The following is a 22,567-nucleotide window of genomic DNA, read 5'->3' on the forward strand; positions in this document are numbered from 1 at the left end:
TTGTTGTTGCGGTAAGCAGCGCCTGTTAGATGACAATCCACGGGCGTCCTCATCAAGAGTATTCCGAAGCAGCTGGCGATCTCCGTACCGCTATAGGCAATACAGCTACCGGGCATCACAAGGTGGTACCATTTCGCTGACGCATCATGACGACGCGTGTTTGGTTACGGTCAGGGAATGGTGCCGCCCGAAAATCTCTCGCGACGGTTGGGGCCCTTTCATTCATTTTCGCTGCCATAGCAGGCCATCCAAAATTTACAGAAGCTGAGGCCGCTGCGCCCGGCAAGAAATACCGTGTATCCCAGACTCTCCCTCTGACCAGCTTCTATGCCACTCCACATCCGCTGCCAGCGGGTACACCCGGCATACTGATCCGTTCGGAATCCACCGATCAATACCAACTTCCGTTTGAGTTGTCGGCATTCAGGATCCTCTATCATTCCCGAACCGCAAACGGAGAAGATGTCCCTGTCTCGGGAGTGGTGCTGATTCCCGGTGGGAACCCACCCAAGGGGGGATGGCCTGTGATTGCCTGGGCGCACGAGTTTCGGGGAACTGGGCGACAGTGCGCTCCTTCGTTGTTAAAGAATCTTGGCGTGGGGCCGCGCATCGCGATGTATGCCAATCTCGGATATGCAGTGGTAGCGACAGACTATTCCGGGTTGGGCGTTGATTCCGGCAAGGTGGAGCTGGACATGCAATCGAACGCATTGGACGTCATCTACTCCATTCCGGCGGCGCGTGCGGCGGCACCACAAATCGGGCCTAAATGGATCGCTTTGGGATCTTTCCAGGGGGCACTGGCTGCGGTCGCGATCGCGGAGAGTGAGGTACGCGATCCGAATTATCTGGGTAGCATCGCCACCTCGGGCTTGGCGGATGCACAATCGACCTATCGGCGCTTCGCTCTGACTTCTTCCATTCCCATGTTGCTCGACGTAGCGTCGACGATCAAAGCGCGTAATCCGGAGTTTCACTTAAGCGACATGCTGAACGACATGGCACTCCCAGCTTACCAACAGGCCGCGCAGACCTGCGGAGGGGATACCGACCCGGCAGCGTTCACCAGCGAAATGCTCAACCCGGACTGGGAGAACAAGAAGTTCGTAAAGGAATTTTTCAGCAGGAACACTCCCGGTCTACGTACCTCCCACAGCCCGCTCCTGGTTATCAGTGGAGAGGCAGACCCTGTGATTCCGGGTGACATGTCAAGAGCAACCGTCGCCCGGATGTGCAAACAAGGCGACAGAATTCTCTTTTTGAAGTATCCGAATCTGGATGCCAGCGGCGCGATGGGAACTTCGACGTCAGACCAGATTAGTTGGATCAAGGCACGATTTGCGGGCGATGCCGCGCCTCGTAATTGTCCTTAAAGCAGATCCCAAAGTCCGACCGCAGAGGCAGGGCTGCGGCTAGCCAGTCCCATCAGAATCAGGCGTGTCGTCAGCCTGTCGGAACTGATTGCGTTTGCGATGAACGATAAAGATCATGCAGACCGACATGAACGTAGGGGGGACGATAAGAATCAGAATCCCGCTTCGCAAAGCCTGAATCATTCGAGCACCGGCCGAGGCGGCCTGCGTATAGCACAGGGAGCAGCTCTGGGAGAAGGCCGGGGAGGGAGTGGCGAGCATGGCCACTCCAATAACGACTATGCCAATCCACAGCGACGGCTTCCGGAGCTTGAATTGCATTCTTAGCATCTTCCCAGAGTTCCTGATATCTGCCTCGTGCTGGCTGCTTTTCACTTTACGTTTGAGAAGGGCGCACCGGTCACCATCCGAGTGCTATCAGTCCATCCATATTGCAACCCCAACAGGACAGAAATCGTAAAGGCCACAACGAAGAGCAAGAAGGCGCGCTTTTCTGACCAAAGATGCATAAAAAATAATACTGCCAGACCCGCCTCGATGCAGGCGACGGCCATCATCCGCGTGAGCATCTGTGTGGTGCCGATGTTTTGGTAGGCGACGAGGAATTGCACGCCTGCGAGAGCGAGTAGGCAAACGTAGATGACCATATCTTTCCCGATTCCGTTACTCTTATGCTCTTCAGCTGTCATAGCATTCCGCTCCCCGGATTGTTGCCCTAGTGGCTGAGATTCAAAAGGTAAACCAGCGGTACTACGAACATCCAGACCAGATCCACGAAGTGCCAGTAGAGACCCAGTATCTCGATGTCATCGGCGTTATAGCGGCCGCCCTTGTAGCGCACACCAACGACGAGCAGAGCGATGAGTCCGCAAGAAACGTGGGTGAGATGCAACCCCGTGATGCTGAAAAATGATGCCCCAAACAATCCCGTTCCCCAGGGATTCTTGAACAGGGTCATGCCTTCTCCAATCAGAGCGATCCACTCGCGAACATGCAGAACAGCGAAGACGAGGCCTAGAGCCGCGGTGATCATGGTCCAGCGGAACGCTCCCGACTTGTCTCCGGCACGCGCTGCGCGCAGCCCGGTGAGCATCGTCAAACTGCTGGTCAGGAGGACGAAGGTCATAATGGCGACATTCGTGATGCTGTGAAACGGTCTCGGCCAGTCAGGAGTGCCATTGCGCAAGAATCCATAGACGACAAGGCACGCAGCGAAGGTCATGGTGTCGGCAATAATAAACAGCCACATCGCCAGCTTCTTCGAAGGAATGGAAAATGCCGGTCCTATCGTCAGACCTGTCGAATGTGCTTCCATGGTCAAATCCGCTTGGCTCACGGCGCCTCCTAGTGGTCGGGTCGGTTAGAGTTTCATCCAAAGCAGCACAATCAGATACACCCAAAGCGCGCCCATGAAATGCCAGTAATGCGCGGTGGCAACCAGAGTATTTTGCCGTAAAGCCGACTGACCGAGCTTGCGAATAACGTGAATCAGTCCGCCTAGACCACCCAAGACGTGCAGCGCGTGTGTGGCAGTCAGCACGTAGAAAAAGGAACTGCTTGGATTAGTGGCTAGATACATTCCCTGCGCCCGCAATTGCGTCCAGGCAATATATTGACCAGCGACAAAGAGCAGGCCGAGAAACAAAGTGACATACAGCCAGCGTGACGGGCTCTCAGAGCTACTTCTCAAACCACCCATGAAGGCGGCGATACGTCGACGCGCAATTTCGAGAGTTGCGCTGCTGGCAAGCAGTAGAAACGTGTTGAGATAAAGGATCGACGGCAATCTAAAAGTCTGCCAGTCCAGCGATGATCCCTTGCGAACGATCAGTGCGCTGGTAAACGCGGCAAACATCATGGTGATGGCGAACAGTACCACCCAGATGGCAGTCGACGAGGGTGGTGGTGAATAATCTAGTGCCGCATGCAGGTTGCCGCCCGCTGGAACGAGATTTTTCCAACCGCGGTTCCCGATGTGTCCTTGGTCGGGCTGGCGGTTCGGGTCTATTTGCGGTGGTTCATGTACCGTACTTGCCATAACGTTCCAAACTCCTCTTCGGCGAGGAAGTTCCTCGTAGGTTATTTCTCGTCGTGCTCGGTCTTGACTTGCTCGGGCGAAGTCTGCATCAGATAATCGCCAACCGAACTCTCCACGCCATATTGATAGGGATCGTGGTAGACCACGGGGTGTTTCCCGCCGAAATTGTCGAAAGGCGGAGGCGTGGCCGTACTCCACTCCAGCGAAGTTGCCTCCCACGGGTTATCTGGCGCGGGTTTGCCCCAATAGCGGCTGTGAATAAGGTTGTAGAGAAAAACCAGTTGCGCAGCGCCCGTGATCAGGGCCGCTACGGTGATAAAGCGGTGGACTGGAATCAGAGGTTGTAGGAAGTCGTCAGTGAAGGTTGAATAACGGCGTATGTTGCCGGCCATACCCAGGTAATGGAATGGCATAAAAATGCAATACGCTCCCACGAAGCTCAACCAGAAATGAAGTTTCCCCAGAGTCTCGTTCATCATTCGTCCAGCCATCTTGGGAAACCAGAAGTAAGTTCCCGCGAAGATGCCGAACATGGCCGCGACGCCCATCACCAGGTGGAAATGACCCACAACAAAGTAAGTAGCGTGCAGCATGATATCGATGGATGGCTGAGCCAGAAAGAAGCCGCTCACGCCGCCACTGACGAACATCGAAATAAAGCCCAAGGCAAACAGAGAAGCCGAGTTGATTCGGAGCTTGGAACCGTACAGGCTGAAAGTCCATATCAATACGACGACTGTCGACGGGATCGTAATGACCAACGTGGGGAAAGAAAATGCCAGCGAAGAAAACGGATTCATGCCACTGACAAACATGTGATGGCCGTAGACCATGTAGCTAAGAACGGCCAGTGCTCCCATGGAATATATGAGCACCCTTGCGCTCAGCATCGGCCGGCGCATGTTGGTGATTAGGACATGCGAGACAATGCCGATGCCGGGCACAATCGCGATATAGACCTCAGGATGTCCGAAGAACCAGAACAGGTGCTGCCAGAGAAGAGTCGAGCCGCCCGAGTGCGGCAGCACTTGATCATTCAACACCAGATTTGAGGCAACAAAGAAGCTGGTTCCGGCGACGTGGTCAAGGATAACCAGGATACAAGCCGGCATTAACACGGCAAATGCTGTCAGACCCATGCACGAGGTAATGAACCACGCCCAAGCAGAGAGGGGCAGGCGCATGAGGCTCATCCCTTTAACTCTCAGATCTAGAGTCGTGGGAATGAAATTCAATGAGCCCAACAACTGGCCAACACAAAACAAAGCAATGGAAATTGCCCAAAGAACGACACCCGTACCTTGTCCCGGACCTCCCACCGCACCGATCGAATTGAGCGGTGCGTATTGGGTCCAGCCACCCAATGTTGGTCCATCGCCTACAAAGAATGAGGCCATCAGCACAAGAAAAGCGACGAAGGTGACCCAAAAAGACATCATGTTGAAACGGGGGAAGGGCATGTCTTCCGCGCCGACCTGGATGGGCAAAAAGAAGTTGCCGAACGCGGCGAAGGGCGCGGTTGTGAGCACAAAAAAGACCATGATGGTTCCGTGCATGGTCATCAATTGCAGGTAGTACTCCGGCGTCATCACGCCACCAGGGGCCCCGCTGGAAGAAAGCAACTGCAGGCCGGGGATGGCAGCATTGTTCCAAGCAAGGTGAATGCGCATCAGCCAGGAGAGAAACATTCCGACAATAGCGGCGAACAGGGCCAGCGCATAATACTGTTTCCCGATTACCTTGTGGTCCTGGCTGAAGATGTGCTTCCGAATGAAACTGGTCGGAGGAGCATGGTGCGCCGCTTGCACTGACGTGTCGTGCATATCCTCACCTCTTGATGATGTGTCGATTCGCCCGCGCTCAAGCGTGGTCGGGCTGACCTACTGCCCTGCTTGTTGCTTAAGCCAATTGTCGAAGTCCTGCTGGGACATCACTTCGAGATACGCCTTCATGTTGTAGTGCCCCAAGCCACATAGTTGGGTACAAACGATTTCGTATTTGCCGACCTTCGTTGCCGTGAAGTGCAGCGAAACGTCCAACCCGGGAACAAAGTCCTGCTGCACACGTAACTCGCGGACGAAGAAGGAATGTCCCACATCTTTCGCGTGCATGAGGAGATGGACTTCCTTATTGACAGGGATCGCCATCTCGGCAGCCACGATGTCGTCCCGTGCATCCACGTCGTGCTCAGGATCAAGTCCAAAGATATTCTGAGAACCTTCGTTAATAAGCTCGGGGCGAAGGCCACCGAACTTACCATCAGGGCCGGGATAGCGAAAATAAAAAGCGAATTGCCCGGCTTGAACCTGGATGGGCATGGCATTGGCTGAGGGCGCATCGAGGTAGACGTTAGCCCACGCCTTCACTCCGAATACACCCAGGGCCATGACTTCTACTCCGACGACTAGCAACGCAGCAATCACCAAGCCCTTGGCGCCGCCCGGAAAACTCTTGATCTTCGCGTCCGGGCCACGATTGGAAAACTTCCAGATAAACAGCGCCAAAATGAATTGGGCCGCGAGGAAAGAGATGCCCGCCTCAGCCATGGTTTCAGACATCTGCTCATCGATTAAAGCTCCATGAGTCGAGATGTCTTCTGGGGCCACCCAAGTGTGTCGCAGGATGGGGATCGCGGAAAAGATCGCGATGAGAACGATGGTGATCGAAAACAATTTCGCCATGATGCTTTGCCCTCTGATTGCTGCTTCCGACCTGTAGCGAAAGCGCAGCGACGCGCACAAACCGCCGCTGCTCTTCCGTCAGTAAGCCTTCGCCTTGAAGGTAAAGTTCACGTCCTTGGTTTCGTTACCTGTGATGGTGACGTCGGCAGTCTGTGTGCCGTAATCCTCATGCCAGGCAGTGACGGTGTACTTGCCAGGGGGCAGATTCGGGAGCTTGAACTCTCCACCACCCTTGCTCAGGTCGTAGTGATTGGTGTTGAGCACTGCGAAAATACCATGCATCCAAGGATGAACATTGCACTTCACCGAGATGAATTCGGCTTTGTCATATTTCTCGGACAAGGGCGGCGTTCCGGGTGGCTGGGATTTGTTCCACTCGCGGTTCACCTTGGCCAGCGGATGGATGTTGTGCGAAGTTTGGTCGCTGTTGATGACCTTCAGTTCCTGGTTGACGTGCATGGGCAGAACATGCGGAATGTACTGGCAACCCTTCTGCTCGAAGGTAACAGCCTGCGACGGAACCTGGCCGTCATCGGGCGCGCCGGATGAGATATACACCACGACGTTTTCCAGCGCGTTGTTGGGGCCGGCTACCACTGTTTCGACCGTCACGGGTGTGACATGCTGCTTGGCACAGCTAGGTTCCTTGGACATGTCGATAGGTTTTTGCTTCGCAGGGGTCCCCGTATAGACGACTTTGCCGCTGACGGTTCCAGCGAACAGCAGAGCGGGAAAAACCAGTAGAGCCATCAGTGCGATCAGTGTTTGTTTTGTGCGCATGTAAGTCATTTCTCCTGGAATCACGATTTCGTTAGTGCCCGCCGACGTGCGTTTCCATTGTGGAATTCGACGGAGAAGCGTTCTCCGACTTGTTTTCCAGCGTCTTGAATGTTGACGGACCGCCCGCGCCTTTCAGGACATCGTTCTCCTTGCTGCGCCGTTCGGTTTGCAGTGTTCGCAGATAATGCACAAGATCCCAGGCATCGTTCGGCTGAATCACGTCCGCGAACGAAGGCATGGGCGTGCCGTCGACCCCGGTCATGAAGATGCGGTAGAGATCCTGATTTTCCGAACCGCACTTGAAGCGCGAATCGTTGTGACCTTGCGAAAAATTGTACGGACGAATGGGTTGATCCTTGCTGTCGGTCAGGGTCGAGGCCGAAGGTCCATCGCCGTGTCCCTGTTGCCCGTGGCACTTCCAGCATTCCATCTTCTGAAAGAGTTCATGGCCGTGCCGGATGCTTTCAATGGTGACGGGAGTCTCCGGCGGGATCTTGATTGGGTCGCCGGGCTTCTCGGTTTTCCAACGGTCCGAAAAAGTTTTGATGTAGGCGACGAGATCCTGCCGGTTCTCCTCGCTCAGCGGGCGCCAGGACGGCATGTTGCTGGCCTGTACTCCGCGAATCAGCGTGTTGATCAGATCCGAATCGAGTGGGAGCGTCCCGGTCGGGGTGGACCGGCACTTAAACGTAGCTGCGGTAAAGTCGCGCGGCTTTGGGTCGATGAAGGCGGCGTTGTCGCCGTTGCCGTCACCGAACGTACCGTGGCAATACACGCAGTACCGCAGGTACAATCCGTGACCGCGCTGTTCGGCGGGGGCCAGGCCATCGTGCTTGGTGGGATAGCCGGAACTGATCCCGGCATTCTGGGCGAGCGCACTACCCGCGATCGCGGCAAGGAGCAAGATCGAGTGGCAAATCATTCGGCTCTTCATGTGCACTCTCCCTTAGAACGCGAAGTCGAATCCGGTGAACAAGCTGTTGCTGCGCTGGTCGGCGCCGGTGTCCGACGTCTTGGTCGATTTCAACGTGGAGAACTCGATATGCCACGCAAAACCCGCGCGGCTGTTGATGAATGGGTAGTACCGGTACGCCGCTGTAAACACGTCGGTATTGCCGAAATCTTTCGGTAAGTCGACCACCGGCTGGGTCGACATGCGCACGATCTCGTACCGTCCCAAAACGAAATGTTTGGGCGAAAAGAGATAGTGGCCTTCGAACGTACCGGTATTCCAAGATGCGCCCCGAATACCTTCCGGAATCTCATCCGGCGGCGTATTCGCCGGAACATTGTTGGACAGCAGAGCGTTGTCAGACGCACGCTGGAAAACGCCCTCCAGATCGAACTTCCCGATGTATAAGTTGCCATAAGCGCCGGCTCGATAGAACGACCGATTCCCACGCCCAGTCCCTCCAATCGGATTTCCATCTCCATCGGTCAGGAAGTAAGTCGGACGAAGTCCGGCGACTCCAAACACGCCCACTCTCTGCAGCCCAAGCTTGCCCGCCATGAACCCCTGGCTGATGTGCAGTGCGCCATCGTAGCTCCTTCCGCCGGGAAGTCCGAGGTTGCCGTTGGTGCTGCTGATCAGCGAAGCCGCGTAGCGCGTGTGGTCGTCGAGGGAGTGTCCCATCAACTCGACTCCGAGCTGATTCTCCCCCACCGTGAAGTCATTGATGTTGTTCCCACCGAACGGGACGTAGTGGTAAAGCTGATACGCTCCGCCCTGATTGGAGAATGTCATCATTCGCTTCTCGGAGAGCGGCCCGTCCAATTCGAACTTTCCAAACTTCAAGTTGAACCACGGAGAGCCCTTGATGTTGTCGATTCGAATGTTGGCCGACTCAAAACCTACCGTTCCGGCCACGCCATCGATGGACGGCACCAGTAGGAAGGAAATGTTTTTGGCGAGCGTGCCCCCGGTCAGGATGTCGATGCCCGTGAGATCGAAGCCCGAGGTGTTTATCGTTCTCTCAACCGTGCCATCGCCCGACTGCACCGTCTGATGTCCGGCGCTTTCATAGTGCCAGTGCGGAGTAATGCGCATGGCCACCGGCCAGTATGAAGGGTTCATCCAGATCGGCGAATCGCGATCGTTGTTGAGCTGGTAGCCGTTGTCTTTGAAGTTCTGTCCGAAGCTATTCAGCTTCGGCCAAGCTTCGTGACAAGCTGAACAAGGCAACCCATACTTTCGGGCGAAGGCCGGGATCGCATATCCGGGCGTGCTATTCAGGACCACCAGCAACAGCAGCAGCCCAGCAAAATAAATAGCCGGGCGGATCTGCGTTCGATACGCGCAAACATGGGAGGGCTTAGGCATACGATCCTCTCTGCAGTCTGAGAATGTGACGGGTAAAATCGAGCGTAGATAAGGGTAGAGCGCGCCGGGCAAGGACTCCCGGTGCTTTGTGGCCGCGAGTTCGCGACACTACGGCGAACTCCGAGGAATCTCCAGGTTCCCTCAAGTAAACGCCATCCTTGCTACCCCAAGCTTTGGAGCGGGACTATACTCGGCCTCTTGCTTCGGAGTCAAGGAGTCTTTGATTTTTTTGATGAGCCCAATCGAAAAAGTAAATCGCCCTGGCAATATCCCGGCTGCGGCGTGGGATTTTTGCAGTGGAGATTCGCGAGCTAAGTCCGCAGACAAAAAGGCGCGTTGGCAGCGACGACGAATCGCTACGCGGCGATTGATCTTGACTTTGGCTTTCGTCGAGAGTAGGTATGCATGCACTTGGAGTGATCGTTCGACCGCCTATGTTTCGCTCAATGCAGCGCTGCGTATCAGGCCGTTGCTTGTCTCAAATCGCGAAGTGCCTCGCATGGTTCCTGTTCGCCGCGCTCCCCTGTTTCGCCCAGGAAGGTGGATTCAACGGGTCGCTCGATGATCCGGAATCTGAAGTGCTTAAAGCCGTGGACCTGGTCGCGAATGATTCCGTCGTTTATGGAACTTACTCCTACGAAAAAGAAAAACAACTGAAGGGTGCAAAGCCAGCAAGCTCGGTGAGCGTATTCCGCGATGTTCCCGGTAATGCCCGAGTATTTTTCAAAGTCCTTGAGAACGTGCTCGCCCCACGCCATTTCAAGGAGACCGCCGACCTGGGCACGATCTACTTGCGCTACATTGTGCAGGGGACCAGTCCCAGTTCAACCGCGATTCACATCGACGCCCTCTACGTGGAGAAGAACCGACGTCGTCAACACCAGTCGGATGGAACGGTCGAGCACAGCGAATTTGAAGCCATCAAGGATCGCCTGGAGAAGATGCACGGCGACGCTAAAGCTGTCAGCGAGATGGCTGAGCAGCACTCCGCAACAGCGCCACCGGCAAACGAGGGTCGTGCAAGCGGAAACATTGTCGAGACCAATACGTCGCCACTTGCTTCCGAGGACGATTTGGAAAAGCACGTCGCAAGCCTGAAACACAGTATTGAAGTGCGCACGGCAGCGGGTGGAGCCGCGTTGAAAGCCGCTCCCTATCGCACTGCCGCCACGTTGCAACCGTTGCATGAGAAGGCCGAGTTACTGGTCGTCGTGTTAACCAAATACTGGTATGGCGTGGAAACCGCCGACGGACATCGCGGATGGATTCATCGCAGTCAGGTAGAAGCCCTGCCATGACCCCCGCGCCCACATTTTTCCGCAGGAACCGGGGGCGAAGACTCGCTGCACTAGTTCTGCTTGCGAGCGCGATCGCCGCGGCTCAAAGTAATCCATCCGAACATGTTTTTCACGCCTCGCGCGCGGATATAGATAAGGCTTTGGCAAGCTTGCACGCAACCTCCCCGGGACGCTTGCCGATTCTGGATGGTTTTGTTGGTCCCGAAGTCTCCGCAGTGGAGAAATATCAGCGCGCTTACTATCAATACAAACTGGAGATTCGTCCGGTAAACGCCGGAACGATGTCGCTTCGCGTCATCGCTAAAGTTACCGCATGGTATGTCGGCGACAACGCCACCCAGGCCGGATATCGCGTCTTACCTTCAAACGGTCGCCTGGAAACTGATCTGGTCGAGCGACTGGAGGAGGCGCTGCAACAAAAATCGGCGAATGTTGCAGGGGAAGAAACCAAACCCAGCGCAGGCACGGGCAGGGCGAGTACGGATTCGGCCTTGCCACAAAAGCCTTTTCAAGGCCGTGCTCCGACTCTGGGCTCGGCAAGCGCAAAGCCTTCTACTTTTGGCCTCGCATTCCCGAACGACCAGTCCGCATCCCGCGTTGGCATGACGCCGCCCAACTCGCGGGAACTGGCCCAACAGAAACATTTCCAGCAGCTCAGCGAGCAAGCAGCGAATCTGGAAGAAGTCCTTCGCAGTCAGATGCGGCCTAATGATCTTGCGGCTGTTCGAAAGACCGGGACCTTAGTTCTCGCCAAGCCGATTGATACTGGCGCCGTGCTTTTTCGAGCGGACGCCGAAGACGAATTCAAAGTACTCGAGGAGTCCCTGGGCTGGGTACACGTTCAGGTCTCCGGTATTTCGCGCGGATGGATTCGCAGGTCGGAGTTAGAAATGCCGGGTGAATCCGTCGCAGTGGAGAGTGCGGGCACTCAACTTCCCGCAAAATCTCCCGCGCCCGAAACACACGAAGAGACATCGTTATTTCCCGGAGACTGGTCGGCATTGCGCGGACATGTCGTACGAATAACCTGGGTGCGATCCGGTGCCGGCACTGCATCAGGGAGCGAGGACCGTTTGCTCCTCGCGCGCTCGGTGTTTCGCGACACTTATGGCAGCGTCACCCGGAGCAACCTGAAGGTTGACGGTGTCGTGATTGTGATCGACGCCGCCGACGGTGGAATGATCGCGGCTACCAGCGACGCGTTACGGCGTTGGAACACCGGCGCGATCTCTGACGCAGCTTTTCGAAAAGAGTGTTGGACTGATTCGCCGGAGGCTCTCGGCGAAACTGCGCAGCGCGAGGGTGGCACCAAGTCCCAAAACCAATGACTCTCATGGCAGACACTTCACCAGCACTCGTTCATCCTGCGTACCGAATTGACAGTCTCCTGCGTGATTACGCGGAACTGACTAAAGCGCGCATCACCACTCTGATCGTTGCTACCGCATGGGCAGGATATTTTTTTGGTGCGCACAAATCCAGCGCATCGGCGCTGTCCGCGGGACTGGTTCATGCACTGTTCGGTGTTGGCTTGGTGTCGAGCGGAACGGCGGCTCTAAACGAAGTACTGGAGTCTGGGGTGGATGCCCGCATGCACCGCACGGCGCAGAGACCGTTGCCAGCGGGACGCATGACACGCGCGCACGCTGCCACTGTCGGGACAGTTTTGACTCTTGGAGGCTCACTCTATCTCGCCTTTTTTGCCAATCCACTCACGGGAGCGCTGGTTTTGTTGACTGCGCTCGTCTATCTCGCGGCCTATACCCCACTCAAACGCGTCTCTCCAGTCTGCACTTTCGTGGGCGCGTTTCCCGGAGCCATGCCAGTTCTGCTGGGCTGGACGGCGGCTCGCGGGCGCGTGGAAATCGAAGCCTTGATACTTTTCGGAATCATGTTCGTCTGGCAGTTTCCGCATTTTCTTTCCATCGCATGGCTCTACCGCGAGGACTACGCGCGTGGTGAGATCCGCATGCTGCCCGTGGTCGATGCCGATGGGCAATCCACCGTGTGGCGTATTTTGGCGTACTCCGGCGTTCTCATTCCCGTGAGCATTTTGCCTGTCGCGATGGGAATGGCGGGCCGCGCGTATTTGATTGGCGCGGTTCTGATGGGCGCTGCGCTGTTCCGGGTTTCACTAGGAATGGCGTATCCGAGATTGCCTGCCACGGCGGCCGCGTCCAAACCTTCGGCCCGTCGCTTGTTGCGCGCAACAATCATCTATCTACCATTTCTGTTCGGCCTTATGATGGCCAACTCGGTTTCCGCCCTGTCCCATTCCCGTTAACGCGAACTGGCTAAGCGAGTCACTGCGGGCGGATACGGGCAATCGAAGTTAGAATGTCCAACTGTTGTGAACAGATGGGAAGAGAAGTCCGCTCTCCGACGGGACGCTGTACGCTCCCAAGTTATCGACGTACTCAAAGCACAGATGAAGAGGAGAGCGGCAATGTAATGGGAGCCACGTACGGGAAAGCAGAGCAGGATGGCTAGGCCGTCGCTTCCTTGAGCTGATACCAGTGATACCGTTTTCGTGGGAAATGCAGTCGATTAGAGAAATTCCAGAAACTGCGCCTGAAGCTCAGATTCGCTTGTAACCCTCTTAATGACAGGGTATTATCGCGGAAGTGTAGTGTTCATCGAGACTTGCAGGTAACGGCAGCAAGAGAATCCCACTCTCTCCGCCAGTTTTTCTTGCGCAAACTAGGGCGCTAATCACTGGACAGCTCGCCTACTGTACTGAAATCTCGCCCATGTCGTACCATCCGTCCTCTTGCCGCCCTGCAATCGCCAGGCGAATCGCTGGTTTTCTTGTGCGCGGATCGAGCAACGCCACCCGTAGATGATATTTCCCCGGCTTTAGCTCGTGAGGTACGGGCAATGTGTTCTCATAGACCGAGTCTCCCGGCAGCCATTGCCGGACGTCGGCATCAAGGGGCACAACCGCGTCCCCGATTTTGAGTGCCAGCACGAAATTGCGGTACACCGGCGCAATCCCTGCATTGAACCACCACATATTCACGGGAATCATCGCACCACGGTTTACTTGCGAGGGATACTCCAGTTTCTTCAAAACAAATCGATAGCCGATCTGTTTTTGAAACTCGCCAAATGCGGCCTTCCACTCCGGGGGAATAGGGCTCGACTTCAGGTTAATCGTCGAAGCATGCCATCGCAGTGCCTGGTCGAGAATCGGTTTCAGAGAAAAATTCCAGCGCTTCCATGATTCCGGCACGCCGCACGTTTCAAGCGCCACCGGAGCGGTTCGCCAGACTTCTTGCAGCTTTCCCCGCGCGATCTGCTGCGGATACAAGTCGAGCATGTGCGCGAAATTCTTCCCAGGACGCCCCATGTCGCCCCAGCAGTCCAGTCGCCAACCCGCACCCTGTTTCGTGCCGTAGATGAGAGCAGGCAACTCGTCGAAATTCATCAGCAACGGCGTGTGCGGGAAAGCATGAATATAGAGATCGATGAACTGTTGCTGGACGGCCCAATCCGGCAGGTACGGCCCCCATCCTTCACCCCAGTATCCGACCGTCGAAATATCCACATGGTTCAGGTCCGGATGCCCGTCGTAGCGCTTACCGAACTCGGTAATGATCGCGTTCCATGTCCTGACATAAGTCGCGTCGGCCGAATCGGGAGACCAGATGTCCCCATCCTTATCTTCCGGCTTGTTCGCCCGCCGTGCGCCGGACTTGCGATACCACTCCGGCAGGGGATGGTGATTGTCATACGGCATGAGGCGAACGCCGAGCGTCTGCCCATGACGCTGCGCTTCGGCCAGCGCGGAGTCGATAATTTCCCAACGATAATGTCCCGGCTCCGGCTCCAGCTGAGACCAGAACCAGCGCAAGTAAGCAACGCTCGACCCTGGGAAATCGACAGTACCTGCGGGCGCATCGGGGAGCGCAGCCTCCGGCCCAACCTCGGACCAGGTGACGCCTTCATTCAACGCTTGCCCGGAAAATCGGTTGAACGTCTCAATCCCCATGCCGGGATTGATCAATACGTCGTCGATTTCCGTCGGACGTACAACGGTATTCTGCGCGGCGGCGTGCAATACGCAGAACAGAAGGAAAGAAAAGAAAAAGGGAGCATTCCTCAATTTTCCATCACCCCTCAAGTATCGATTATGCTTGCCAATCACTAGGCAGAACGCTTCGTCTGTGGATGCCTCTTGGAACAAACGCAAACTCGCTCCGGCTTTACCAGAAACTACTGCGGGAGTTTGGTCCACGAACTATGGACCAAACTCCCGCAGCGAGACATGCCTCTCATTTCAACGCCGAAACAAACTCAGAAACGATACTTCAAACCGAACTGGATCTGACGCATCGGTATCGCAAGCGACTGGATGACGCCCGCGGTGTCATCGTCGATGAAATTGTCCGGCTGCGAAAAATTCGGATGGTTTAATGCGTTGAAGAGCTCCGCGCGGAACTCGATGCGCTGCGTTTCCGTTATGGCAAACTCTTTACGCAACGACCAATCGAAAACATTTTGACCCGGCCCGACCAACGTGTTTCGCCCTGCGTTACCGAAGGCAAATGCATCGTCCGGCAGCACAGAAAACGCGCTCGTGTCGAACCAGTGAGCGGGAGTGCGCTGGCCCCTCGACAGATTGCCGTCCCTGAGTTGGTCCGGACGCGGTATGCCTTGCGTGCCGGTGTTGGAGGAGTCGTCGTTTTGATAGGCGGAGAAGGGGAATCCACTCGCCAGAGTGTAAATGCCTCCGACGTGCCATCCACCGAGAACCGCATCCAGCACGCGATTGCTCGAATGAGAGTGGCTGCCGCCAAACGGGATTTCATAGTCGAAGCTGAGGACCCATCGCAGTGTTTGATCGAAGTCAGCTCGCCCGCGCTCGGCTGCCAGGTTGTAAGAGTTCTGGGCGAAGGGCGCGGCGCAGCAGATTTCGGGCAAATCGTTGATGGCTTTGCTGTAGGTGAACGAACTTAGAAAGTAGAGACCGTGACTGGCATGTTTCTCGGCCTTAACCTGTAACGAATGATAGTTTGAGTTTGCGATGTTTGTAATCGCAGTGAATCCGCCGAACTGCGGGAGGGGCCGACGCGGCTGGACGTCCCCCGGGCCCGGCTCTTGGATTTGGTTTGGATCCGTGACGCCCTGCAGGTGCGTGCCCTTTGAACCAGCGTACGCGACTTCAAGGCTGATCGATCCGGGCAAGGAATGCTGCACGGCGAGGTTCCAGCTTTGGTAGTAAGGCGTGCGTAAGCGCGAGTCGACGCTGGTCACACCGGGGTTGACTGCCTGGCTTGGATCGAGCGTGGGAAAACCCTGCGACACCGTGAATGCCGGCGTGTCCCCGTTGATAAAAAGAGGCTCATAAAAGAACGGCAGGTTATAGGCAAGCTGCAATGGGGCAGCGGTTCGAATTTCCTGCCCGCTAAAGAATATGCCGTAGGCCCCGCGAATCACCTGTTTTCGCGCTGGCTGTCGGCGACCATGCAAAGCCGAGTCGTGGCGAGAAGTTCGCTTTGTCGACGTTCACCAGGCCTCTTGAAGCGCCATTTGATCCCGCCGCGATTAGAGTCCCTGTCGCATAGTCGAAATTGCTTTGCCGGTTGTTGGCCTCGACAGTGGGTGAGAAGTAGTCGTAGCGAACGCCCAGATTCAGGGTCAGGCGGTGCGTTACTTTCCAATCGTCTTGCACGAACAGAGCCGGCACATGTTGCCGGTTGTAGAGGCCAATGACGGTTGAGATGTTGGCCCGGCTCGGCATCCCCAGCAACATGTCCGCCAGCGAACTGCCGCTGTACTGGCCGTTAAATCCGAACTGACCTCGCGGAGCGGCCTCCTGCGAGATATTGAACTTGCTCCATCGCAGCTCCCCTCCAATTTTGATCGTGTGCGCGTGGTGCACCAGGGTGAGCGAGTCCGTGATTTGCCGTTCTTCACTGGACAGAATCGTAGGAGCAAAGCGCGGATCTCCGATCCTGGCGAAGCGGCTAGGAGCGAATAAGGTCAAACCGTTCACACGAGGATCGTCAGGCACTCCGGGAACCCGCAGATCTTCCGAAGGGAGTTGTGTGCCATCGACGGGGACTCCGCGCCGTACGTGGACGTGATTGAAGCCGATGCGGAGTTCATTGACTATCGTGGGCGTGAACGTGCGCGTGTATCCGAATGAGGTGCCGTAGGTGTTTTCATGGCCTACGCCGGTGCTGGAATTCCCGCCATTCGCCAGCCCTGGCAGCGGAGCCGGCCGAATATCCGTTCTTCTGCTCATCGAATAGCGCAGAAAGAATTGATTGCTCTGCGAAGGGTTGTAGTCCGCGCGACCGTCCCCCTGATTGATGCCGTCCTGCTCAATCGGGAAAATGATGTACCGATGAGCCCCGGTGTCAGGATCCACAAAATTGCCCTCCGGATACAGATTCATGAAGGCCTGCGAGATCGGGTCAATCTGATCCTGCGGAATGATATTTCCTGGAAATGGAATACCGGTCGCCGGGTCTACAATCGTCGGCTCTCCTTCCGCGGAAAAATTTCCCGCGCGTTCGTCCGCTGTGGGCACGCGCGAATTCCAGTTCAACGGGTTCCGGATCCGTGTTCCCTGATAGTCTCCGAACCAGAAAAGCTTGTTCTTGATGACCGCTCCGCCCAGGGTTCCGCCGAATTGATTTTGTTTGAAAGATGCTTTCTTGTCGGTAGGAAGTTCGAAAAAATCGCGCGCGTCGAGCGCGGAATTTCTGAAAAACTCGAACACGGTGCCGTGATAGGAATTCGTTCCGGACTTGATGATTGCGTTGACCACCGCTCCGCCGCTTCGCCCAAATTCTGCCGAATAGCTGTTGGTCTGAAGCTTGAATTCCTGAATCGCGTCGACGTTTGTGCGCAACACGACGCCACCGTTGTCGTTGGAATTATTGTCGATTCCATCGAGAAGGAAATTGTTCAACGTCCCGCGGGTGCCGTTCGCGACAAAACTGTTTTGCCCGCCCGTGCTGCTGCCGCCCGAGTTGCCGTTGGTCCCTGAACTGGTACGGACCACGCCCGTACTCAAGGTCGCAAGCTGGATGTAGTCGCGCCCATTCAGCGGCAGTTCGGTGATTTGCGTCCCCATGATGACCTGCCCCAACGAAGATGTGTCCGTTTGAATCGTTGGCGTTTCGGCGATAACCTCCATGGTTTCGGACACCGCACCGACCGCCATGGCGAAATCCATTCGCAAGCGGTCCTGCACATTGAGCGTGATCGTGGTGCGTGTCTGCGTCTTGAAGCCTGGGGCCCCTGCGACCACCCTGTAGTTGCCCGGACGCAGTGGCGGCGAGACGTAGTCTCCCGTCGCATCGGCCTGAGTCTTTGTCGTCGCGTTCGTATTGATCTCGACAAACGTGATCGAGGCCGACGCAACTCCGGCACCCTGGCTATCGCGCACGCTGCCTGCAATGACGCCCGTATCGACCTGCGCAAAGCCCACCGCACACATCGCAAAGCAAAACAGACCGACCACCAAAATTCGTCGCATCCGAAACCCCCACTCCATGGAAGATTGAAGAATCTACGCATTAAACCATAGATTAGAAAGAATACGAAGGCTAAAGGAAAAATAAACAAAGAAAAGAGCGATCTTGGCTGTTAAAACACTGGCCATCAAGCAGGCAAAAAAGAAAGTAAAAGAAAGTCGCTCTCTTGAAGGACGCTGCCCAAGCGCCAACTCAGGATCAGATATCACCGCTGGTGTCGGAACATCTGCCCAATCATCGTTAAGAAGATCGCTGAAGAATTGGGTATGAACCTAGGCTTCCGGAGAAGCACTGGAGACGGAGTAAACGGCAGCAGCACCCAGGAGGGCCCCGACCGCCATGATTTTCCAGGCCAGATCATAGCTGTGTTGCGCGTCGAAAATTCTTCCCACCATCCACGGGGCACCCCACTGACCGAGGGAGTATCCCATGATGATTAAAGCCAGAAGCTTGCCCAGCGACTCGGTCCCGAAACACTCGGCGACGACAAGAGGAATCAGCATGTAGTCGGCGCCCATCGAAAAGCCAAACGCGACTGTGAATATCCAAAGAACGACGGGGCCGTGAGCAACGCCCAGCAGCAAGACAGAGGCTCCGATCAAAGAGTAGAAGAGAGCCATGATGTTCTTCTTGGAAAAACGGTCTGCCATGTAACCAACCAACACCCGGCCCGCCAGACTTGAGACGAGCAGCACGCTCAAAAATTGAGAGGCACCACCCGCGGAATACCCTCGGTCGCGAAGGAAGAGGATGTAGTGTTGAATGACGGCGCCGATCGCGCCCACGACCAGCGCCGATCCCAGCACAATCAGCCAGAAATTCCTGGAATGCAACGCAGCGCCCACTTCTTTCGAAGCGGTTCCTGTGATGGCAGGGCCTTTTTCTCGAAGCGTGGCTCCATCGGGAAAGAGGCCCAGGTCAGCGGGGCTGGAGCGCGTAATCCAAATCCCAGTTGGGAAAAGAAACACCATGATCAGCAGGCCGACGGCCTCGAGAGCGTGACGCCATCCGAACCTTTGGATCAGAAAGGTGGTCAGCGGAGGAGCAACGACTCCGCCCAGTCCCAGCCCGAGGTACGCATATCCCATCGCGCGTCCCCGCAACTTGCGAAACCAGCGAGCGACGAGAACCTGATTTGCGATCGGTCCCGCCAACACAAAACCCAGAACTTCCATGATGCAAAGGAGTTCGTAATGCCAGAATCTGGTCATGGATCCCATCAGCAAAAGAGAGACTCCGATGAAGCCCACTCCAGTGAGAATGATCCAGCGTGCGCCAATGCGATCGATGAGCGCGCCAGCCAGCAACCCGCTTGGTAATCCGATGGCCAGCATGCCCAGGAAGAATCCTTGGGTTACTTGCGAACGAGTAAAGCCCAAGGCCTCGATAAAGGCAGGATAGAAAACCGGGAAGCCATAAAAAATGATTCCCACCACGAAGAACAGGTTGAGAAAGGCCGCGGCAACAATCCACCAGCCGTAAAAGATGGGAGTTGCTTGGGGTTTCGTCATCCGAACTCCGGGCCCAGAATTGCGCAACAAAACTCTGGCCGGCCCGCGTACGCGTTCGTGCCGCGGTACATTCGAGTGAGCAAGCGAGAGTAGGTAAAACCATGAACCCTCAGCAAGCTGACCGCCGCAGTGTTTCCTTTCAGACAATCCACAACCAGCATCTCGCGGGTTGACCGAGCGAGGAAGGCTTCGAGCAGATCCCCCGCTGAGGAAGCATTCTTAGCGAACCAGGGGCCGAGATGATCGGCAAATAGTCCGCGCCGGCCGAAGCTGTAGCCTTGAAGAATGCCGTTGTTGCGGATTTCCATTGTGAATTCGGGCGCGTTCTGGTGCAGAGACTCCAGCAGGAAGCGACGATCAGCACCGAAGGCTTCGTGATCGGTATCGACAATGGAATCCGAAAGCGGCGCGGTCAGCATTTCATGTGGAACTCGATTATTGGCCCGGCGGAGGTCGGTTACGGTTCTCCGCAGAGTCCAACGTTCGATCTCGTACTCAGATACAAACCCCATCTTTTGGTACAAAGGTTGGCCCTGAGGCGTGGCGTCAAGTTTAATGGTGAAGATCTTTTGATCATCGAGGTAGTTGATCGCCGCTTCCAGGAGTCTTGTTCCAATCCCTTTGCTACGGTGTTGCGGGTCGACCAACACCATCCCGACCCATGCAAATCGATTTTCATAGGAGATTGTCGTTACCGTTCCGCACACCTTCCCGTCAAATTCCGCAACGAAGCATCCTTCCGGGCTGGCTCTGAGGAAACGCTCCCAATCGGCAGCCGTTTGATTCCAGCCTGCGATCTTGCTCAGCCCCAGTCCAGCAGCAATGTCCGCCATCGTCATGGTTCGCAGGCGCATGATTAACAAACTCGGAAGAATTGTAAACTGAGCGCTTCGATTACAATCGCCCTTCAGTTGTGGCAGAGCAGCTATCGCAATGTTAAGTGAGAAGACTTCAATTCGGGATGTGGCGGAGCTGGAAGCCCGGCTGAGTGAACCAGCGGAATCGACCGTGCGCGCACTCACCGAGCTTGAAGGGGACATTATCGTTCTCGGTGTCGCGGGGAAAATGGGGCCAACGCTTGCGCGCATGGCAAAGAGGGCTTCTGATGCAGCTCATGTCAAGCGGCGCGTGATCGGTGTGTCTCGATTTTCTACGCCGGGGTTGGAACTCCAGCTGAGTGAGTGGGGAATCGAAACGGTCCGATGCGATCTACTGGACCGGAAATCATTAGCCGAGCTTCCTGAAGCGGCCAACGTCGTATACATGGCCGGCATGAAATTTGGGTCGACAGGACAGGAGTCGCTGACCTGGGCGATGAACACTTATTTGCCAGGACTGGTCAGCGAGAGATATTGCAAGAGCCGGATCGCGGTTTTTTCCACGGGGAATGTTTATGGGCTCACCCCAGTTTCGCAAGGAGGCTCACGCGAGGACGACCCGCTTAATCCCACGGGCGAGTACGCTCTGAGTTGTCTGGGACGAGAACGTATCTTCGAACATTTCAGCCGGACCAACAATATTCCGATGACGATTCTCCGACTGAACTATGCGACCGAACTCCGGTATGGCGTGCTGGTGGACATTGCGAAGCGGGTTCTTGCGGGAGATGCAGTGCCGTTGGCCATGGGATATCTGAATGCGATATGGCAAGGCGACGCTTGCGATATGAGCTTGCAATCACTGGCGCATGCGTCGGTGCCACCCTTGGTCGTCAACATTGCCGGACCAGAGTTGCTGAGTGTTCGAAGGGTCGCGGAGGAGTTCGCCGAGAAACTGGGTAAGTCCGCGCATTTTTCAGGAGTAGAAGAGAGCGACGCTCTGTTGAGCAATGCCGAACGAGCGTATCAATTATTTGGACGGCCCCACGTCAGTGCTGCGCAATTGACTTCCTGGATTGCAGACTGGGTCAGCCGCCGCGGTGCGACGTTGGCGAAACCAACACATTTTGAAGAACGCGCTGGGCGTTTTTGAAATCGAAAGAAGGACGAGGCAGACCAATCCAGGTGTCGAAAAGACTTGACCCAAGACTTAGGCAAGTGCTGGCGCGAGGCACAGTCATCCCTGCCCACCCGCTCGCTCTCACTGCAGGGCGTCGGCTGGATGAACGCCGTCAGCGAGCATTAACTCGCTACTACATTGCGGCCGGAGCTGGCGGCCTCGCAGTAGGCGTTCATACAACGCAGTTTGAGATTCGAGATCCGAAGGTGGGGCTGTTTGAGCCGGTTTTAGAGCTGGCCGCCGAGGAGATGGATCGTGCGGATAGCGGCCGTTCGGAACCTCTGGTCCGCATCGGCGGCATCTGTGGAGAAACGGCGCAGGCGGTTTGCGAGGCGCAGCTGTTGGTGGATCTGCGATTCAACGCGGGCCTATTGAGTTTGGCCGCCCTGAAGAATGCAGACGATGCGGCACTCTTGTCGCACTGTCGAATCGTGGCAGACGTGCTGCCGATCATTGGCTTCTATCTGCAACCCTCGGTGGGCGGGCGCACACTCTCCTATCACTTCTGGCGCGAGTTCGTTGAGATTGATAATGTCGTAGCCATCAAGATCGCACCCTTCAACCGTTACCAGACTCTGGATGTAGTCCGCGCGGTGACGGAATCGGGTCGAGATATCAGTCTTTACACTGGAAACGACGACAGCATCGTGATGGACCTGCTGACTCCATTTGTTTTCCAGGTCAACGGGAAAAGGGTGGAGCGGCGGATTGTTGGTGGGCTATTGGGTCATTGGTCGGTTTGGACGAGTAGAGCAGTGGAGTTGCTGGAAGAGTGTCACTCCGCCCGGCTCCTTGAAAGTGGGTTGCCGCCGAGCTTGATTCGCAAAGGTATTGAAGTTACGGATTGCAATGCGGCTTTCTTTGACCCCGCGCACAATTTTGCGGGATGCATCCCCGGACTGCACGAAGTTCTGCGTCGGCAGGGTTTGCTAGAAGGGATTTGGTGCTTGAACCCCTTGGAAACGCTTAGTGCCGGACAGCTCGAGGAGATCGATCGAGTGTATCGAGCGTATCCGCATTTACACGACGACGAATTTGTCCGACAGGGGCGCGATCGATGGTTGACACCGTAAGTCAC

19 protein-coding genes are annotated in these 22,567 nt (G+C 55.9%); 6 read left to right on the forward strand and 13 right to left on the reverse strand.

Going from position 1 to position 22,567, the window contains the following annotated elements; genetic code table 11:
• Positions 1-146 precede the first annotated feature (146 nt).
• On the forward strand, positions 147-1,373 hold the full coding sequence (locus tag HY010_06570; protein MBI3475376.1) for a hypothetical protein: 1,227 nt from the start codon (positions 147-149) through the stop codon (positions 1,371-1,373).
• 371 nt (positions 1,374-1,744) lie between these two features.
• Here the strand turns inward: HY010_06570 and HY010_06575 are convergent, their stop codons facing one another.
• From HY010_06575 to HY010_06610, 8 genes are all read right to left on the reverse strand, one after another.
• Positions 1,745-2,062, reverse strand: a complete 318-nt coding sequence (locus HY010_06575) for a cytochrome C oxidase subunit IV family protein (protein MBI3475377.1) — start codon at positions 2,060-2,062, stop codon at positions 1,745-1,747.
• Between the two features lie 26 nt (positions 2,063-2,088).
• Positions 2,089-2,688: a cytochrome c oxidase subunit 3 gene (locus HY010_06580; protein MBI3475378.1), complete on the reverse strand. Its 600-nt coding sequence runs from the start codon at positions 2,686-2,688 to the stop codon at positions 2,089-2,091.
• A gap of 45 nt (positions 2,689-2,733) precedes the next feature.
• Entirely contained in the window at positions 2,734-3,411 is a 678-nt protein-coding gene (locus HY010_06585; GenBank protein MBI3475379.1) for a cytochrome c oxidase subunit 3, read from the reverse strand.
• 41 nt (positions 3,412-3,452) lie between these two features.
• Complete coding sequence (locus tag HY010_06590; protein MBI3475380.1) at positions 3,453-5,234, reverse strand: cbb3-type cytochrome c oxidase subunit I; 1,782 nt, start codon at positions 5,232-5,234, stop codon at positions 3,453-3,455.
• A gap of 57 nt (positions 5,235-5,291) precedes the next feature.
• Complete coding sequence (locus tag HY010_06595) at positions 5,292-6,092, reverse strand: hypothetical protein (GenBank protein MBI3475381.1); 801 nt, start codon at positions 6,090-6,092, stop codon at positions 5,292-5,294.
• 78 nt (positions 6,093-6,170) lie between these two features.
• Positions 6,171-6,872: a carboxypeptidase regulatory-like domain-containing protein gene (locus tag HY010_06600; protein MBI3475382.1), complete on the reverse strand. Its 702-nt coding sequence runs from the start codon at positions 6,870-6,872 to the stop codon at positions 6,171-6,173.
• A gap of 31 nt (positions 6,873-6,903) precedes the next feature.
• Positions 6,904-7,806, reverse strand: coding sequence for a c-type cytochrome (locus tag HY010_06605; GenBank protein ID MBI3475383.1), 903 nt, complete (start codon positions 7,804-7,806; stop codon positions 6,904-6,906).
• Positions 7,807-7,818: 12 nt separating this feature from the next.
• Positions 7,819-9,192: a hypothetical protein gene (locus tag HY010_06610; protein MBI3475384.1), complete on the reverse strand. Its 1,374-nt coding sequence runs from the start codon at positions 9,190-9,192 to the stop codon at positions 7,819-7,821.
• 473 nt (positions 9,193-9,665) lie between these two features.
• Here HY010_06610 and HY010_06615 point away from each other — a divergent pair, with 473 nt between their 5' ends.
• From HY010_06615 to cyoE, 3 genes are all read left to right on the forward strand, one after another.
• A complete protein-coding gene (locus HY010_06615; GenBank protein ID MBI3475385.1) occupies positions 9,666-10,490 on the forward strand; it encodes a hypothetical protein in 825 nt (274 codons plus the stop codon).
• Between the two features lie 149 nt (positions 10,491-10,639).
• Complete coding sequence (locus HY010_06620) at positions 10,640-11,818, forward strand: hypothetical protein (GenBank protein MBI3475386.1); 1,179 nt, start codon at positions 10,640-10,642, stop codon at positions 11,816-11,818.
• 5 nt (positions 11,819-11,823) lie between these two features.
• Positions 11,824-12,774: a protoheme IX farnesyltransferase gene (cyoE, locus tag HY010_06625; protein ID MBI3475387.1), complete on the forward strand. Its 951-nt coding sequence runs from the start codon at positions 11,824-11,826 to the stop codon at positions 12,772-12,774.
• Positions 12,775-13,218: 444 nt separating this feature from the next.
• Here the strand turns inward: cyoE and HY010_06630 are convergent, their stop codons facing one another.
• From HY010_06630 to HY010_06650, 5 genes are all read right to left on the reverse strand, one after another.
• Complete coding sequence (locus HY010_06630) at positions 13,219-14,595, reverse strand: DUF4832 domain-containing protein (protein MBI3475388.1); 1,377 nt, start codon at positions 14,593-14,595, stop codon at positions 13,219-13,221.
• Between the two features lie 191 nt (positions 14,596-14,786).
• The gene (locus HY010_06635) at positions 14,787-15,929 is read right to left on the reverse strand and encodes a hypothetical protein (GenBank protein MBI3475389.1); all 1,143 of its coding nucleotides are present in this window, start codon (positions 15,927-15,929) and stop codon (positions 14,787-14,789) included.
• Positions 15,898-17,982 carry a TonB-dependent receptor gene (locus HY010_06640; protein MBI3475390.1) on the reverse strand — a complete coding sequence of 695 codons (2,085 nt, stop codon included), beginning with the start codon at positions 17,980-17,982 and terminating at the stop codon, positions 15,898-15,900. Before HY010_06640 ends, HY010_06635 begins: the two co-directional genes overlap by 32 nt.
• 270 nt (positions 17,983-18,252) lie before the next feature.
• On the reverse strand, positions 18,253-19,491 hold the full coding sequence (locus HY010_06645; protein MBI3475391.1) for an MFS transporter: 1,239 nt from the start codon (positions 19,489-19,491) through the stop codon (positions 18,253-18,255).
• Entirely contained in the window at positions 19,488-20,345 is an 858-nt protein-coding gene (locus HY010_06650) for a GNAT family N-acetyltransferase (GenBank protein ID MBI3475392.1), read from the reverse strand. Before HY010_06650 ends, HY010_06645 begins: the two co-directional genes overlap by 4 nt.
• Positions 20,346-20,445: 100 nt before the next feature.
• Here HY010_06650 and HY010_06655 point away from each other — a divergent pair, with 100 nt between their 5' ends.
• Both HY010_06655 and HY010_06660 read left to right on the forward strand, forming a co-directional pair.
• Positions 20,446-21,462 (forward strand): NAD-dependent epimerase/dehydratase family protein, encoded by a 1,017-nt coding sequence (locus tag HY010_06655; GenBank protein MBI3475393.1) that lies wholly within the window; start codon positions 20,446-20,448, stop codon positions 21,460-21,462.
• 26 nt (positions 21,463-21,488) lie between these two features.
• Positions 21,489-22,562 carry a dihydrodipicolinate synthase family protein gene (locus tag HY010_06660; protein ID MBI3475394.1) on the forward strand — a complete coding sequence of 358 codons (1,074 nt, stop codon included), beginning with the start codon at positions 21,489-21,491 and terminating at the stop codon, positions 22,560-22,562.
• The last annotated feature ends 5 nt before the right edge of the window (positions 22,563-22,567 follow it).

This window comes from Acidobacteriota bacterium, assembly GCA_016196065.1.
In the GTDB taxonomy this organism is placed as follows: Bacteria; Acidobacteriota; Terriglobia; order Terriglobales; family Acidobacteriaceae; genus Acidiflorens.